This is a genomic window from Amycolatopsis eburnea (genome assembly GCF_003937945.1).
Classification (GTDB): domain Bacteria; phylum Actinomycetota; class Actinomycetes; order Mycobacteriales; family Pseudonocardiaceae; genus Amycolatopsis; species Amycolatopsis eburnea.
The window spans coordinates 246801-261360 of sequence record NZ_RSEC01000059.1 but is presented as its reverse complement, the minus strand read 5'-3'; the positions used below and the strand labels follow the sequence as shown (position 1 = coordinate 261360).

The window sequence follows — 14560 nt, the reverse complement described above, 5'->3', positions numbered from 1 at the left end:
CGCATCTCCTCAAGGCACGAGGGTGGGCGCGGCCGACCGAGGGCCGCGCCCACCGCGGAGGGGTCACCTAGTTCTTGGTGACCTGGATCTTGACGTGCTTGTCGCGCGGGTGCTCCGAAACCGGCATCGAGATCTCCAGGATGCCGTCGGCGTACGTCGCCTTGACCTTCGCCGGGTCGGCTCCGGCCGGCAGGCTGACTGTGCGGCTGAAGGTGCCGTAGTAGAACTCGCTGCGGCCGCCTTCGGCGGTTTCCTTCGCCTCACGCTCGGCGGAGATGGTCAGCAGCCCGTTGTGCGTGGTGACGGAGATGTGCTTCTCCGGGTCGAAGCCGGGCAGTTCGGCCCGCACGAGGTACTTGCCGTCCTCGGCGGACTCCTCGATCCGGACCGGGTTGTGCTCGGCGAACGGCCAGGGGTTCTCCAGCCACGCCGCGATGCTCGGCAACGCCAGGCGCGAGCCCGGCACCAAGGTGGTCATCCGTTCTCTCCTCTCCGCGACGAACGGGGCGTCGCAGAGCAAGGAGACCTCGGGGGAAGGGATCGGCGACGCTGCCGGATTGCCCGAACGGCGAGGACCTTCGTCACCGAACCGGGGACCCGGTCAGCCCCACGGCTCGAGCACGGCAGGCGTGGGCGGGCCGGCGCGCCGAGGGGGGAGGGAGCGCACCGACCCGCGTGACAGACGCTAGCCGATTGTCACCGACCACGCCGATCGGACGAGAAAGCCTGGAAGCAGCGGACGGCCAACGCCACGGCGTGGTTGAGCCCCGCTCAGCCGACCGGCGCCGTCCACTCCAGCCGCACGCCGCCTTCGGCGCCCGTGCCGAGCGTGAACGACCCGCCCACGGCTTCGGCCCGGTCGCGCAGGTTCCCCAGCCCGCTCGGCGAAATCCCCTCCGGCAGGCCCTTGCCGTCGTCGGCAACGACGACGCGGATCAGTTCGTCCTTCACCGCGATCGACACCGACACCGATGACGCGTTCGCGTGCCGCACCGCGTTGCTGACCGCCTCCCGCACGACCGCCTCGACGTGCTCGGCCAGCTGGGGCGGCACCGTGTCGATCGAACCCGACATGCTGACCGTCGGCTGCAGCGGCGCGTCGTCGGTCAGCTCGGCGATCGCGTCGTGCAGGCGGTGGCGCAGGCGCATGCCCGTCTCGGCCGCCGCGCCGCCGTGCAGGTCGAAGATCGCCGTGCGGATCTCCTGGACGATCTCGTGCATCTGCTCGATGCTGTCCCCCAGCCGCTTCTGCAGCTCCGGCGACTTCGTCCGCCGCTGCGTGCTCTGCATCGACAACCCCACCGCGAACAGCCGCTGGATCACGTGGTCGTGCAGGTCACGCGCGATCCGGTCGCGGTCGCCGAGCACGTCCAGCTCGCGCGCCGCCCGCTGCTGCGCCGCCAGCTGCAACGCCAGCGCCGCCTGGTCGGCGAAGGAGGCGACGACCGACAGCTGAGCCGACTCGAACCCGGCGGAGCCGGCCTCCCGGGCCGCGATGAGCACGCCGGTCGTCCGGTCGCCCGCCCGCAGCGGGACGACCATCGCGGGCCCGAAGCGGTGCTCGCGCAGCGTGAGCTCGGGCACGCTGCGCGGCGTCCGGTCCCGGTACACCGAGCCGGGAACGCTGTCCTCGATGTCGATGCGTGTCCCCGACAGCTCCGAAGCCCGGACCCCCGCGCAGACGGTGACCGTCAGGTCGTCGACGTCGTCGCCCCAGTCCTCGTCGACGTCGAGGCGCCCGGAGTTGGGCAGGGCGAGCATCGTGACGTCGGAGCCGGTCAGCTCCAGCGCCCGGCTGGCGATGAGGTTGAGCGCCTCGGCCGGATCGGTGCCGCCCAGCAGCTCCGTCGTCACCTCGCTGGTGGCCGCCAGCCACTGCTGCCGCACCCGCGCCTGCTCGTAGAGGTGCGCGTTCTCGATCGCGATCCCGGCCGCCGCCGCCAATGCCTGCACGACGACCTCGTCGTCGTCGGTGAACGGCTCCCCGTTCTTCTTCTCCGTCAGGTAGAGCCGGCCGAACACCTCATCGCGGACGCGCACCGGCACCCCCAGGAACGAGTGCATCGGCGGGTGGTGGGCCGGGAAGCCCACCGACGCCGGGTGCGACGAGATCTCCGCCAACCGCAGGGGCTTGGCCTCCTCGATGACCACACCCAGCACGCCGTGCCCCTCGGGCAGGTCGCCGATGAGCCGCCGGGTCTCGTCGTCGATCCCGATGTAGAGGAACTCCGACAGGGAGCCGTCCTCGGCGAGCACGCCGAGCGCGCCGTACTTCGCCTCGCCCAGCTCGATGGCCGCCTGCACGATCCGCGTCAGCGTCGTGTCCAGCTCGAGCCCGGACGCGACGGCCAGGACGGCGTCGAGCAGGCCGTCCATCTTGTCCCGGGTGCCGATCAGCAGCTCGATCCGGTCCTGCAGATCGCGCAGCAGCTCGCGCAGCCGCAGGCCGGACAGCGTGCCCGCCAACCGCCGCGGCTCCTGCCCGGCTTCACTCACCAAGTCCTCCGAGCCTTCAGTGACTTTGTCCTCTTTCCGCGGCACCGCGGTGCGAGAGACCGTCGGATCAAGCTTTCGGATCACCAGTGTGCCGCCCCGCGGCACGAGGGGAAACCATGACACTACCCATCACTTCGATCGGCTTGCTGGACTCCGATCAGGTGAAGTCCGTCATCGGCGCTGCGGTGTTGGCGCCGTCGACGCACAATACGCAACCCTGGCGCTTCCGCTGCACTCGCGCGGGCCTGGAGCTGCACGCCGACCCGGACCGCGCCCTGCCCGTGGCCGACGCCGACCAGCGCGAGCTGCTGCTTTCCTGCGGGGCCGCCCTGTTCAACGTGCGCGCCGCCATCCACGCGCTGGGCGCCCACCCGGCCACGACGCTGTTCCCCCGGCGTGACGACCGGACACTGCTGGCCGTGGTCCGGCCCTTCGCGGCTCGCCGGCCCGATCCGCGCCTGGTCGAGCTGGCGGACGCGGTCCCGCGCCGTCACACGAACCGGACGCCGTTCGAGGCAGGCTCGATCCCGGTGTCGGTGGTCGCGGAGCTGCGCCACGCCGCCGAGGTCGAGCAGGCGTGGCTGCCGCGGCTGGACGGGAAGCAGCTGGAGGGGCTGCGCGAGCTGGTCCACAAAGGGCACCACGCCCAGCTCGCCGACCCGGCCTTCCTCGCCGAGTGGCGGCAGTGGACCGGGCGCGGCCCGGACAGCCGCGACGGCGTTCCCGACTACGCGGCCGGGTCGATGCCCTCGAACAACGGCGGCTGGGTACTGCGGGACTTCGGCACCCGGCTGCGCGGCCGGCCTGACGACTCCGAGCCTTTGGTCGTGGTCATCGGCTCCTTCGACGACACCCGCGTCGACCGGCTCCGGGCGGGTCAGGCGATGCAGCGGGTCCTGCTGACCGCGACGGCGGCCGGGCTCGACGCGTCCTTCATCTCCCAGCCGGTCGAGGTCCCGGCAGTCCGGGCAGAGCTGCGCCAGCTGCTCGGCGGCGGACTGTGGCCCCAGATCGTGCTGCGCCTGGGCCGGGGCGCGCCGGTGCCGTGGACGCCGCGGCGGTCGCTCGCGGACGTCCTGATGGAGCCGTCCCCGTTGGGCGCCTCGTGAGGCTCAGCTGCCCTGGTTGCGCAGCTCGGTGGCCAGCACGGCGGCCTGCGTGCGCCGCTCCATGCCCAGCTTCGTCAACAGCCGCGAGACGTAGTTCTTCACCGTCTTCTCGGCCAGGAACATCCGCTCCGAGATCTGCCGGTTGGTCAGGCCCTCGCCGATCAGCTCCAGCAGCTTCCGCTCCTGGTCGGAGAGATCCGCCAGCGGCCCCTTCTTCGCCTGGCTGTCGCGCAGCTTCGCCATCAACGCCGCGGCGGCGTGCGCGTCGAGCAGGGACTTCCCGGCGCCGACGTCGAGGACCGCCGAGACCAGATCCATGCCCTTGATGTCCTTGATCACGAACCCGCTCGCCCCGGCCATCACGGCGTCGAGCATCGCCTGCTCGTCGGTGTAGGACGTCAGCATCAGGCACTTGAGCTCGGGCAGCTTCGACCGCAGCTCCCGCGCCAGCTCGATGCCGTTGCCGTCCGGCAGCCGGACGTCCAGCACGGCCACGTCCGGGTTCAACGCCGGGATCCGGGCCAGTGCCTGCGAGACGCTGCCGGCCTGGCCGACCACGGTGAGGTTCTCGTCCTCGTCCAGCAGGTCGGCGACGCCACGGCGGACGACCTCGTGATCATCGACGAGGAACACACGGAGCACGACAACCTCCCGGGGGCGGATCGGACAAGGCTCAGCGTACGACCGCAAGTCCCCCGGCGGCAGGGACCCGGGACCGTCCGGGAAGTGACCAAGGACCCTAAGGCCGGACGCCTCTCGCACCGGATGCTCGCCGGGTGACCCGCGAACGAGCAGGAGAACCCCGATGAGCGCCCTGGACCTCGCCCGATGGCAGTTCGGGATCACCACCGTCTACCACTTCCTCTTCGTCCCGCTGACCATCGGGCTGTCCTTCCTGGTCGCCGGGATGCAGACGGCCTGGGTGCGGACCCGGAACGACAAGTACCGCCGGATGACGAAGTTCTGGGGAAAGCTGTTCCTCATCAACTTCGCCATGGGCGTGGCGACCGGCATCGTGCAGGAGTTCCAGTTCGGGATGAACTGGTCGGACTACAGCACGTTCGTCGGCGACATCTTCGGCGCGCCACTGGCCATCGAAGGGCTGCTCGCGTTCTTCCTCGAGTCGACGTTCCTCGGCCTGTGGATCTTCGGCTGGGACAAGCTGCCGAAGAAGCTGCACCTGGCCACCATCTGGCTCGCCTCGATCGGCACCGTGCTCTCGGCGTACTTCATCCTCGCCGCCAACTCCTGGATGCAGCACCCCGTCGGCTACGCGGTCAACCCCGCGACCGGCCGCGCGGAACTGAAGGACTTCGGCGCCGTCCTGACCAACTCGACCGCCGTCGGCGCCTTCGCCCACACCATCACCGCGTGCTTCCTCACCGGCGGCATGTTCGTCGTCGGGATCAGCGCCTGGCAGCTCAAGCGGCGGCGCGACGCCGACGTCTTCCGCCCGTCGATGAAGCTCGCCCTGGTCACCGTGCTGATCGCGAGCCTCGGCGTCATCGTCACCGGTGACCTGCAGGCCCGGTTGATGACCGAGCAGCAGCCGATGAAGATGGCCGCCGCCGAAGCGCTCTACGACACGGTCGCGCCCGCCTCGTTCTCGCTGTTCACCATCGGCTCGCTCGACGGCTCGCAGGAGAAGTTCAGCATCCGCGTGCCCGGCGTCCTGTCCTTCATGGCCACCGGGAAGTTCGACGGGCAGGTCGAGGGCGTCAACGACCTGCAGGCCGCCGAGCGGCAGCAGTACGGGCCCGGTGAGTACCGGCCCGACATCCCGGTCACCTACTGGACGTTCCGGCTGATGATCGGCTTCGGCTTCCTGTGCCTGCTGCTCTCGCTGGCCGGGCTCTGGCTGTTCCGCCGCGGCCGCACCCCGCGCGCCCGCTGGTTCTTCCCCGTCGCCACGGCCGGGCTCGCCCTGCCGTTCCTGGCCAACAGCGTCGGCTGGATCTTCACCGAGATGGGCCGCCAGCCGTGGTCGGTGTTCGGCGTGCTGAAAACCGCCGATTCGGTGTCGCCCACCGTCTCCGTCGGGAACGTGCTGACCTCGCTGATCGTGTTCACGGTGCTCTACGGCGTCCTCGCGGTCGTCGACGGCGTCCTGATGGTCCGCTACGCCAAAGCCGGTCCTCCGCCGCCCGAGGCACCCGAATCCGAGTCCGACGAGCCGCGGCCCGCGGCCTTCGCCTACTGACGCCGGAGAACCCGCCATGGCCCTCACCGACATCTGGTTCCTGCTCATCGCGGTCCTCTGGACCGGGTACTTCGTCCTGGAAGGCTTCGACTTCGGCGTCGGCACGCTGCTGCGCGTCCTCGGCCACGACGACACCGACCGCCGCGTGCTCATCAACACGATCGGCCCGGTGTGGGACGGCAACGAGGTGTGGCTGCTCGTCGCCGGCGGCGCCACCTTCGCCGCGTTCCCGCTCTGGTACTCGAGCCTGTTCTCCGGCTTCTACCTGGCGCTGCTGCTCGTGCTGGTCGCGCTGATCCTGCGGGGCGTCGCGTTCGAGTTCCGCGGCAAGATCGACAGCCCGCGGTGGCGGAACACCTGGGACTGGGTCATCGTGGCCGGTTCCGCGGCGCCGGCGCTGCTCTGGGGCGTGGCGTTCGGCAACATCGTCCACGGCGTCCCGCTCGACGCCCAGCACCACTTCACCGGCTCGTTCTTCACCCTGCTCAACCCGTACGCGCTGCTCGGTGGGCTGGCCACGCTGAGCCTGTTCACCTTCCACGGGGCCGTGTTCCTCACCCTGAAGACGACCGAGGCCCTGCGCGACCGCGCCCGGACGCTGAGCCGCGCGCTGGGCGGCGCGGCGATCGTGACCGGCGGCGGGTTCCTCGCCTACACCGCCGTCGAGCACGGCGGCTGGACGTGGCTCACGGCGGCCGTCGCCGCCCTGCTCCTGGCGGCGGGCGTGCTGTTCGCCGCGGGTGAGCGGGACGGGCTGGCCTTCGCGAGCACCGCCGGCGCGATCATCGCGGTCACCGGCACGCTCTTCTGGGCGCTGTACCCGGACGTGCTGCCGTCCACGACCGACCCGGCGTTCGGCCTGACCACGGCGAACGCGTCCTCGACGCCGTACACGCTGCGGATCATGACCTGGGTGGCGGTGGTGTTCACCCCGATCGTGCTGGCCTACCAGGCCTGGACGTACTGGGTGTTCCGCAAGCGGATCAGCCGGTCCTCGATCCCCGCCGGCGGCGGCCTGCCCGCGACCCGCCGGTGAAGCCCCTCGACCCGCGGCTGCTGCGCCACGCGAGCGCGGTCCGGCCGTTCGTCCTCGCCTGCGCGGGCTGGGGCGTGCTCACCGCGATGCTGGTGCTCGCCCAGGCGGAACTGCTCGCGAAGACCATCACGTGGGCCTTCCTCGACGGCCTTTCGCTGCACAGCCTGGTGTTGCCGCTCGGCCTGCTGACCGCCGTCGTCGTGGCCAGAGCCGGGATCACCTGGCTGGCCGAGACGACCGCACACCGCGCTGCCGCCCGAGCCCTCTCCCAGCTGCGCGAAACGGTGATCGCGGCCGCGCTGCGGATCGGGCCCCGGCGGGCCGGCCGCTCCCCCGCCGAGGTCGCCGCCCTGGCCACGCACGGCGTCGACCGGCTCGAGGGCTACTTCGCGCGCTACCTCCCCCAGCTGCTGGTCGCAGCGGTCGTCCCGCTGGTCGTCGGCGTGCGGATCCTGGCCGCCGACTGGGTCGCCGCGGTGATCGCCGGGCTCACGGTGCCGCTCATCCCGGTGTTCATGATCCTCATCGGGCGCTACACCCAGCGCGACGTCCGGCGCCAGTGGCAGACCCTGTCCGTGCTGGGCAACCACTTCCTCGACCTGGTCGCGGGCCTCGCCGAGCTGACCGCGTTCGGCCGCGCCCGCGCGCAGATCCGGTCGCTGCGGGAAATCACCGGGCGGTACCGCGAGCACACCATGCGGACGCTGCGCGTCGCGTTCCTGTCCGCGCTGGCCCTCGAACTGCTGGCGACGCTGTCGGTGGCGGTCGTCGCCGTGTCGATCGGCCTGCGGTTGCTGGCCGGGGAACTCGACCTTCGGACCGCGCTCGTCGTGCTGATCCTCGCCCCGGAGATCTACCTGCCGCTGCGGGCGGTCGGCGCGCGGTTCCACGACAGCGCCGAGGGCCTCGCCGCGGCCGAGGAGATCATCGCGCTCGCCGGCGCGCCGTCCGACGACGGTGGCACGAGCGTGGTGCCCGACTTGGCACGCACGGCGTTGCGCTGCGAAGACGTCACGGTCGAGGGCCGTTCCGGCCCGATCCTGGACGGCTTCAGCCTGCGCCTGCCACCCGGCGAGGTGCTCGGCGTGACCGGGCCGAGCGGGGCGGGCAAGTCGACGCTGCTCGACCTGCTCCTGGGCTGGCGGCGGCCCGACGGCGGCCGGATCCTGGTCGGCGGCACCGACCTCGCCGACGTCGGCCGCGCGACCTGGCACCGGCACCTGGCCTGGGTGCCGCAGCAGCCGCACCTGGTCGCCGGGACGGTGGCGGAGAACATCCGCCTGGGCAGCCCCGACGCGCCCGACGACGCCGTGCTCGCCGCCGCCGACACCGCGGCCCTCGACATCCCGCTGTCCACAGTGGTCGGTGAGCTGGGCGCCGGGCTGTCGACCGGGCAGCGCCGCCGGGTCGCGCTGGCCCGCGCGGTGCTCCTCGACCGGCCGCTCATCCTGCTGGACGAGCCCACCGAGGGCGTCGACGCGGAGACGGAGGCGGCCATCCTGGAGCGGCTGCCGAAGGTGCTCGCCGGGCGGACCGCCGTCATCGTCAGTCACCACCCGGCCGTGCTGGCCCACTGCGACCGTGTGATCTCCCTCGGCGAGCCGGTCGTCCTTCCGGCTGTTTCGGACGCCGTCCCACCGCGGCCGGTTTCGCGCCCGGCCGCGGCTCCGGTCGTTTCGCCGTCCACTGTGGACGTGCCGACGTGGCGGCCGTTGCGCGAAGCGGTCCGGCCGCACCGGCTACGGCTCGCGCTGGCCTGCCTGGCCGCGACCGCCGCGCTGGGCTGCGGGGTGGCGCTCACGGCGACGTCGTCGTGGCTGATCGCGAGCGCGGCCCTGCACCCGCCGGTGCTGAGCCTGATGGTGGCGATCGTGGCGGTGCGGACGTTCGGCCTGGCCAAGGGCATCTTCCGCTACAGCGAGCGGCTGCTGTCCCACGACGTGGCCCTGCGCGCACTGGCGGAACTGCGGGTACGGGTGTGGGCGCAGCTGGTCCGGATCGGCCCGGCCGGCACCGCACGGCTGCGGCGGGGCGACCTGCTGCACCGGCTCGTGTCCGATGTGGACAGCCAGCAGGACGTCCTGGTCCGGGGCCTGGTCCCGGGCGTGTCGACGTTCCTGGTCCTGACGGCGACCGCGGTCACCCTCGGCGTCATCCTGCCCGGCGCCCTTCTTCCGGCGGCTGCGGGTTTGGCGGTCGCCGGCCTGGTGGCCCCGGTCGTCGCGGCGTGGGTGGCTCGCCGAGCGCTGCGCTCGACGGCACGGCTGCGCGCGGACCTGACCGCGGGGACGGTCGAGCTGCTGCAGGCGTCGGCGGACCTGATCACCCACGACGCGGCGGCTCGGCGCCACTCGCGGCTGCGCGAACTCGACGCTCGGTTGACGACGTTGCAGCGCCGTTCGGCCGGGTGGCGCGGCCTGGGTGGCGGGATCGCCGCGCTCGGCGTCGGGCTGACGTCGGTGACGTGCCTGGCGCTGGGCATCCTGGCGGCGGTGCCCGGCCCGGCGCTGGCGGTGCTGGCGCTGACGCCGCTCGCGACGGCCGAGCTGGTGGCCGGGCTCCCGGAGGCGGCCCAGCGACTGCTCGGCGCGTCGGGTTCCGCGCGCCGGCTCGCCGAGCTGGACGTTCTTCCCGCGCCCTGCACCCCGGCCACCGCCCTCGCCCCGGCCGCGACCGAGCTGGCGGCCGAGCACCTGGCGGTCCGCTGGCCGGGTGCGCCGTCCGACGCGGTCCAGGGCGTCGATCTCCGCCTCGGCGACGGCCACCGTCTCGCGTTGACGGGCCGCTCGGGCGCGGGCAAGAGCACGGTGATCGCGGCGTTGATGCGCCACCTCGACCCTTCGGCGGGCCGCATCCTGCTGGCCGAGACGAACACGCTGACCTGCGACGGCGACTCGGTCCGGTCGCGCATCGCCTGGTGCGGACCGGAAACGCACCTGTTCGACAGCACGCTGCGGGAGAACCTCCGCCTGGCCCGGCCGTCGGCCACCGACGCCGAACTGCGGGCGGCGCTGGGCCGGGCTCAGCTTTCGCAGTGGTTCTCGCACCTGCCGGAGGGTCTCGACACGGCGCTGGGCACGCACGGAACGCCGGTGTCCGGAGGTGAGCGTCAGCGCTTGGGCGTGGCACGAGCGTTGCTGTCGGACCGCCCGATCCTGCTGCTGGACGAACCGACGGCCCACCTGGACGCCCCGACGGCGGCAGCGTTGGCGGCCGACGTACTGCACGCGACGGAAGGCCGGTCGGCGCTGGTGGTGACGCACCGGCCGGCGGAGTTCGCCGAGCTGCCCGCGGTCGGCCTCACCGGCACGGCTTGACTCCCGGCGTCGGCGGCTGTTGACCTTCACCCTCGGGGAAACCGCGGAGTGGCCTTGACCGGGCACTCGCGCGGGGACGAGGAGCCCGCCATGAGCACGGTCGGCATCGGTGAGTTCTCGCCCGGACCGCGGCCGAAGCAGAGCACGCCGCCCGGCGCGTGCGGGTGGACCGCCTCGTCGGTCACCCTCAGGGAAGGAAACCGGTCATGGTGAACCCGGACGAGCTGGAAAACCAGACCTGAGCCTGCGCGCCGAGCCGGCGCACCAGGAAGCGTTCGTCCGGCAGGAGACGCCCGGTCCCTGGGTCGCCGACAGCCAGGCGGAGGTCGCGGCCGGGGCTCTGTTCGCGTGGGCTTCGGAGCACGGCCGCCATCCGAACGGAGGCGTGCGCGGGGTGCCGGTTCCGGGCCCGGCCCGCAAGGGACCGGGCCTACGTCGAATTCGCGCTGTCACAGGGGTGAGCCGACCGCGGAAGGGCCGCCGCGGAAGGAACCGCGGCGGGCCCGTCTCAACCCTCCCAGGTCCAGTTCCGGATCTCCGGCAGGTCCTCACCGTGGGCGCGGATCCACCTCCGGTGCCGTCCCTGGGCCTCGGTCATCCGCTGCCGCAGCACCCCCGCCGTCGCGGCCAGTCCGGGCACCCGGTCGATCACGTCGGTGACCAGCTGGAACCGGTCCATGTGGTTGAGCACCAGCATGTCGAACGGCGTCGTCGTCGTGCCGTGCTCGGTGTAGCCGCGGACGTGCAGGTCGTGGTGACCCGTGCGGCGGTAGGCCAAGCGGTGGATCAGCCACGGGTAGCCGTGGTAGGCGAAGATCACCGGGCGGTCCGGGGTGAAGAGCGCGTCGTACTCCCGGTCGCTCAGGCCGTGCGGGTGCTCGTCGGCCGGCTGCAAGCGCATCAGGTCGACGACGTTCACCACCCGCACCGCCAGCGAAGGCAGTTCCTCCCGCAGGATCTTCGCGGCCGCCAGGACTTCCAGCGTGGGAGCGTCACCCGCGCAGGCGAGGACGACGTCCGGCTCGCGGTCGGTGTGCGTGCTCGCCCACTCCCAGATGCTCACCCCGCGGGCGCAGTGCAGCGCGGCCTGCTCGGCGTCGAGCCAGTTCGGGCTGTCGTTCTTCCCCGCCACCACCACGTTCACGTAATCGCGGGAACGCAGGCAGTGCGCCGCGACCTCCAGGAGCGTGTTGGTGTCCGGCGGGAAGTAGACGCGCACGACCTCGGAGCTCTTGTTGGCGACGTGGTCGACGAACCCGGGGTCCTGGTGGGAGAAGCCGTTGTGGTCCTGGCGCCACACGTGCGAGGTGAGCAGGTAGTTCAGCGACGCGACCGGCCTCCGCCACGGGATCTGCCGGTGCACGCGCAGCCACTTGACGTGCTGGTTCACCATCGAGTCGACGATGTGCACGAACGCCTCGTAGCAGGAGAACAGCCCGTGCCGTCCCGACAACAGGTAACCCTCCAGCCAGCCCTGGCACAGGTGCTCCGAGAGCACTTCGAGCACGCGGCCGTCACGGGCCAGGTGCTCGTCGACCGGTTCGACCGCCGCCTGCCACTCCTTCGCCGTGACGTCGTAGACCGCGTCGAGGCGGTTGGACGCCGTCTCGTCCGGGCCGAACAAGCGGAAGTTCGCCCGGTCGGCGTTGAGCGCGAAGACGTCCCGCAGGAACCGGCCCAGCACCCGGGTCGGCTCGGCCACCGTCGCTCCCGGTGCCGGCACCCGCACCGCGTGGGCCGCGATGTCCGGCAGCGTCAACGGCCGCAGCAGCACGCCCCCGTTGGCGTGCGGGTTCGCGCCCATCCGCCGCTCCCCCGCCGGGATCATCGCCGTGACGTCGGCGACCGGGCGGCCGGACTCGTCGAACAACTCCGCGGGCCGGTACGAGAGCAGCCAGTCCTCCAGCTGCATCAGGTGCTCCGCGTTGTGCCGGACCTCGGCGAGCGGGACCTGGTGCGAGCGCCAGCTCCCCTCGACCGGCAGACCGTCCACAACGGACGGACCGGTCCAGCCCTTGGGGCTGCGCAGCACGATCATCGGCCACACACCGCGACGCTCGGCGAGAGTGGCGACGGCCGAGTCGAGCGCGGCGGCCATCGCCTGGTGCATCGCATCGGGATCGCTGCCTTCGACGTGGATCGGCGCGTAGCCGTAGCCGCGCAGCAACGCGTCCAGCTCCTCCGGCGGGATGCGCGACAACACGGTCGGGTTGGCGATCTTGTACCCGTTGAGGTGCAGGATCGGCAGCACCGCGCCATCGCGGACCGGGTCGAGGAACTTGTTGGCGTGCCACGACGTTGCCAGCGGACCGGTCTCGGCCTCGCCGTCCCCGACCACGCAGGCGACGAGCAGTCCGGGGTTGTCGAACGCGGCTCCGAAGGCGTGCGCGAGCGAGTAGCCCAGCTCGCCGCCTTCGTGGATCGACCCGGGCACCTGCGGGGCCACGTGGCTCGGCACGCCGCCGGGGAACGAGAACTGCTTGAACAGCTCCGCCATCCCGGCGGCGTCCCGCGTGACCTCGGGCCACGCCTCGGAGTAGCTTCCTTCGAGCCACGTGTTGGCCAGCAGGGCCGGGCCGCCGTGGCCCGGGCCGGTGACCAGCATGGCGTTCAGGTCGTGGGCGAGGATCGCCCGGTTCAGGTGCGCGTAGACGAAGTTCAGGCCGGGCGAGGTCCCCCAATGCCCGAGCAGCCTCGGCTTGATGTGCTCGGACCGCAGCGGTTCGCGCAGCAGCGGGTTCGCCATCAGGTAGATCTGGCCGGCCGAGAGGTAGTTCGCGGCCCGCCAGAGGGCGTCCACCTGGGCGAGTTCGGTGCCGCTCAGCGCCGAAGGTCGGGCTTCGACGGCGGTCATGCCTTCCGCTCCGGGCGGACCACGAGCACCGGGCACTGGGCGTGCTGGATCAGCGCCTGGCTGGTCGAGCCCAAGAGCATGCCGGTGAACCCGCCGCGCCCGCGGCTGCCCACGACGACCAGCTGCGCTTCCCCGGAGATCTCGAGCAGCGCGTCCCGGGGCCGGTCGCGTACGAGCACGCGCCGGATCTCGACGTCCGGGTACTTCTCCGGCCAGCCGGCGAGCCGCTCGGCCAGTAACCGGTCTTCGTCCCCTTCGAGGCTTTCCGGCTGGGTGAGGATCCGGGCGGTACCGCGCGTGTCCTCGTAGGCGATGTCGTTCCAGGCGTGCACCGCGACCAGCGGGACGCCGCGCAGCGAGGCTTCCTCGAACGCGACGGCGATCGCCTGCTCGCTGTTCGGGCTGCCGTCGACGCCGACCGCCACCGGGCCCGCCCCGGGGACGGCCGCTGAATCGTGGCGCCCGCGGACGACGGCGACCGGGCAGTGCGCGTGGGCGGCGACGGTGGCCGCGGTCCCGCCGACCAGCATGCCGGTGAACCCGCCGGTGCCGGTCCGGCCGACGACGAGCAGCCGGGCGTGCCGGGACTCGTCGATCAGCATCGGCACCGGCGGGTCGTTGGGCAGCTCGGTCACGACGACGAGATCCTTGTCGACCGACGCGGCGAGGGAGCGGGCGTCGGCGACGGCCCGCTCGCCGTCCTTCCGCACCGCCTCGAACAGCGCCGCCGCGCCGATGCCGGTCATGCCGCCGCCGTAGTAGAGGCCGGCGACCTGCAGGCCGTGCACGATCTTCAGCTGGAGGTGACGCCGGGAGGCGAGTTCCGCCGCCCACGTGACGGCGGCGGCCGAACCGGCCGAGCCGTCGACGCCGACGGTGATCCTCGGATCGTTGGCGGTCATCGCGTCCGCTCCTCACCCGCGTATGCGGTTTCTGCGGCGACCACCCCGGGGACAGCGAGCGCCAGCAACTGGGCGACGTGCCGGTCGGAGTCGTCGTCGAACTGGTCGGTGATGTGCACGAACCCGTCGCGGACGTCGACCGCCCAGCGGCCGCTGCCGCCGTAGATCTCCAGGCGGTGCTTGACGTCCCGGGCGATCTCGACGTCCTCCCGGGCGAGCACCCGGACGACGTCACCGCGGGTCACGATGCCCACGACGGCCGAGCCGTCGACGATCGGCATCGCCCGGATCCGGGCGTCCACCAGTGCCTGGCACAGATCGGCGACGTCGGTGCCGGTGCTCATCGCGGTGACCGGGGTGGTCATCAGGTCGCCGACGGTCTTGCCCGCCTGCGGTGCCGCGTGCGGTTCGTGGACGTACCGGGGGTCGGCCGGGATGCGGCCACGGATCAGGTCGGCCTCGGTGACGATGCCGACCAGCCGGTCGTCGTCGACCACCGGCAGTGCGGTGAAGCCGTGCGCAGCCAGCAGCTCGGCCGCCTCCTTGGCGGACGTCGAGGGCTGCACGGTGATCACCGGCGTGGTCATCAGGTCGCGTGCTCGCATCGGGAATTCCTTTCCAGTCCTCACCAATCTAGGAAGACCGG

Annotated in this window: 10 protein-coding genes; 4 read left to right on the top strand and 6 right to left on the bottom strand. The window is 72.1% G+C overall.

Annotation, left to right across the window (positions count from 1 at the left end; translation table 11 throughout):
* Window positions 1–67 precede the first annotated feature (67 nt).
* Both EIY87_RS33320 and EIY87_RS33315 read right to left on the bottom strand, forming a co-directional pair.
* Entirely contained in the window at window positions 68–478 is a 411-nt protein-coding gene (locus EIY87_RS33320) for an Hsp20/alpha crystallin family protein (RefSeq protein WP_125313880.1), read from the bottom strand.
* A gap of 293 nt (window positions 479–771) precedes the next feature.
* Entirely contained in the window at window positions 772–2499 is a 1728-nt protein-coding gene (locus tag EIY87_RS33315) for a sensor histidine kinase (protein WP_125313879.1), read from the bottom strand.
* 113 nt (window positions 2500–2612) lie between these two features.
* Between EIY87_RS33315 and EIY87_RS33310 the strand changes: the two genes are divergently transcribed.
* Complete coding sequence (locus EIY87_RS33310) at window positions 2613–3605, top strand: Acg family FMN-binding oxidoreductase (RefSeq protein WP_191984364.1); 993 nt, start codon at window positions 2613–2615, stop codon at window positions 3603–3605.
* Between the two features lie 3 nt (window positions 3606–3608).
* Here EIY87_RS33310 and EIY87_RS33305 read toward each other — a convergent pair whose 3' ends face one another.
* Window positions 3609–4247: a response regulator transcription factor gene (locus tag EIY87_RS33305; RefSeq protein WP_191984363.1), complete on the bottom strand. Its 639-nt coding sequence runs from the start codon at window positions 4245–4247 to the stop codon at window positions 3609–3611.
* 163 nt (window positions 4248–4410) lie between these two features.
* On the opposite strand from EIY87_RS33305, the gene EIY87_RS33300 reads away from it, so the two are divergent.
* The 3 genes from EIY87_RS33300 to cydD are packed head-to-tail and all read left to right on the top strand — an operon-like array spanning window position 4411 to window position 10158.
* Window positions 4411–5805 (top strand): cytochrome ubiquinol oxidase subunit I, encoded by a 1395-nt coding sequence (locus EIY87_RS33300; RefSeq protein ID WP_125313878.1) that lies wholly within the window; start codon window positions 4411–4413, stop codon window positions 5803–5805.
* 16 nt (window positions 5806–5821) lie between these two features.
* The gene (gene cydB, locus EIY87_RS33295) at window positions 5822–6841 is read left to right on the top strand and encodes a cytochrome d ubiquinol oxidase subunit II (protein ID WP_125313877.1); all 1020 of its coding nucleotides are present in this window, start codon (window positions 5822–5824) and stop codon (window positions 6839–6841) included.
* Window positions 6838–10158 (top strand): thiol reductant ABC exporter subunit CydD, encoded by a 3321-nt coding sequence (gene cydD, locus EIY87_RS33290; RefSeq protein WP_125313876.1) that lies wholly within the window; start codon window positions 6838–6840, stop codon window positions 10156–10158. The genes cydB and cydD overlap by 4 nt, the downstream gene beginning before the upstream one ends.
* Window positions 10159–10666: 508 nt before the next feature.
* Here cydD and EIY87_RS33285 read toward each other — a convergent pair.
* The 3 genes from EIY87_RS33285 to EIY87_RS33275 are packed head-to-tail and all read right to left on the bottom strand — an operon-like array spanning window position 10667 to window position 14519.
* Entirely contained in the window at window positions 10667–13012 is a 2346-nt protein-coding gene (locus EIY87_RS33285; protein WP_125313875.1) for a phosphoketolase family protein, read from the bottom strand.
* On the bottom strand, window positions 13009–13914 hold the full coding sequence (locus tag EIY87_RS33280; RefSeq protein WP_125313874.1) for a universal stress protein: 906 nt from the start codon (window positions 13912–13914) through the stop codon (window positions 13009–13011). The genes EIY87_RS33285 and EIY87_RS33280 overlap by 4 nt, the downstream gene beginning before the upstream one ends.
* A complete protein-coding gene (locus EIY87_RS33275) occupies window positions 13911–14519 on the bottom strand; it encodes a CBS domain-containing protein (protein ID WP_125313873.1) in 609 nt (202 codons plus the stop codon). The genes EIY87_RS33280 and EIY87_RS33275 overlap by 4 nt, the downstream gene beginning before the upstream one ends.
* Window positions 14520–14560 lie beyond the last annotated feature (41 nt).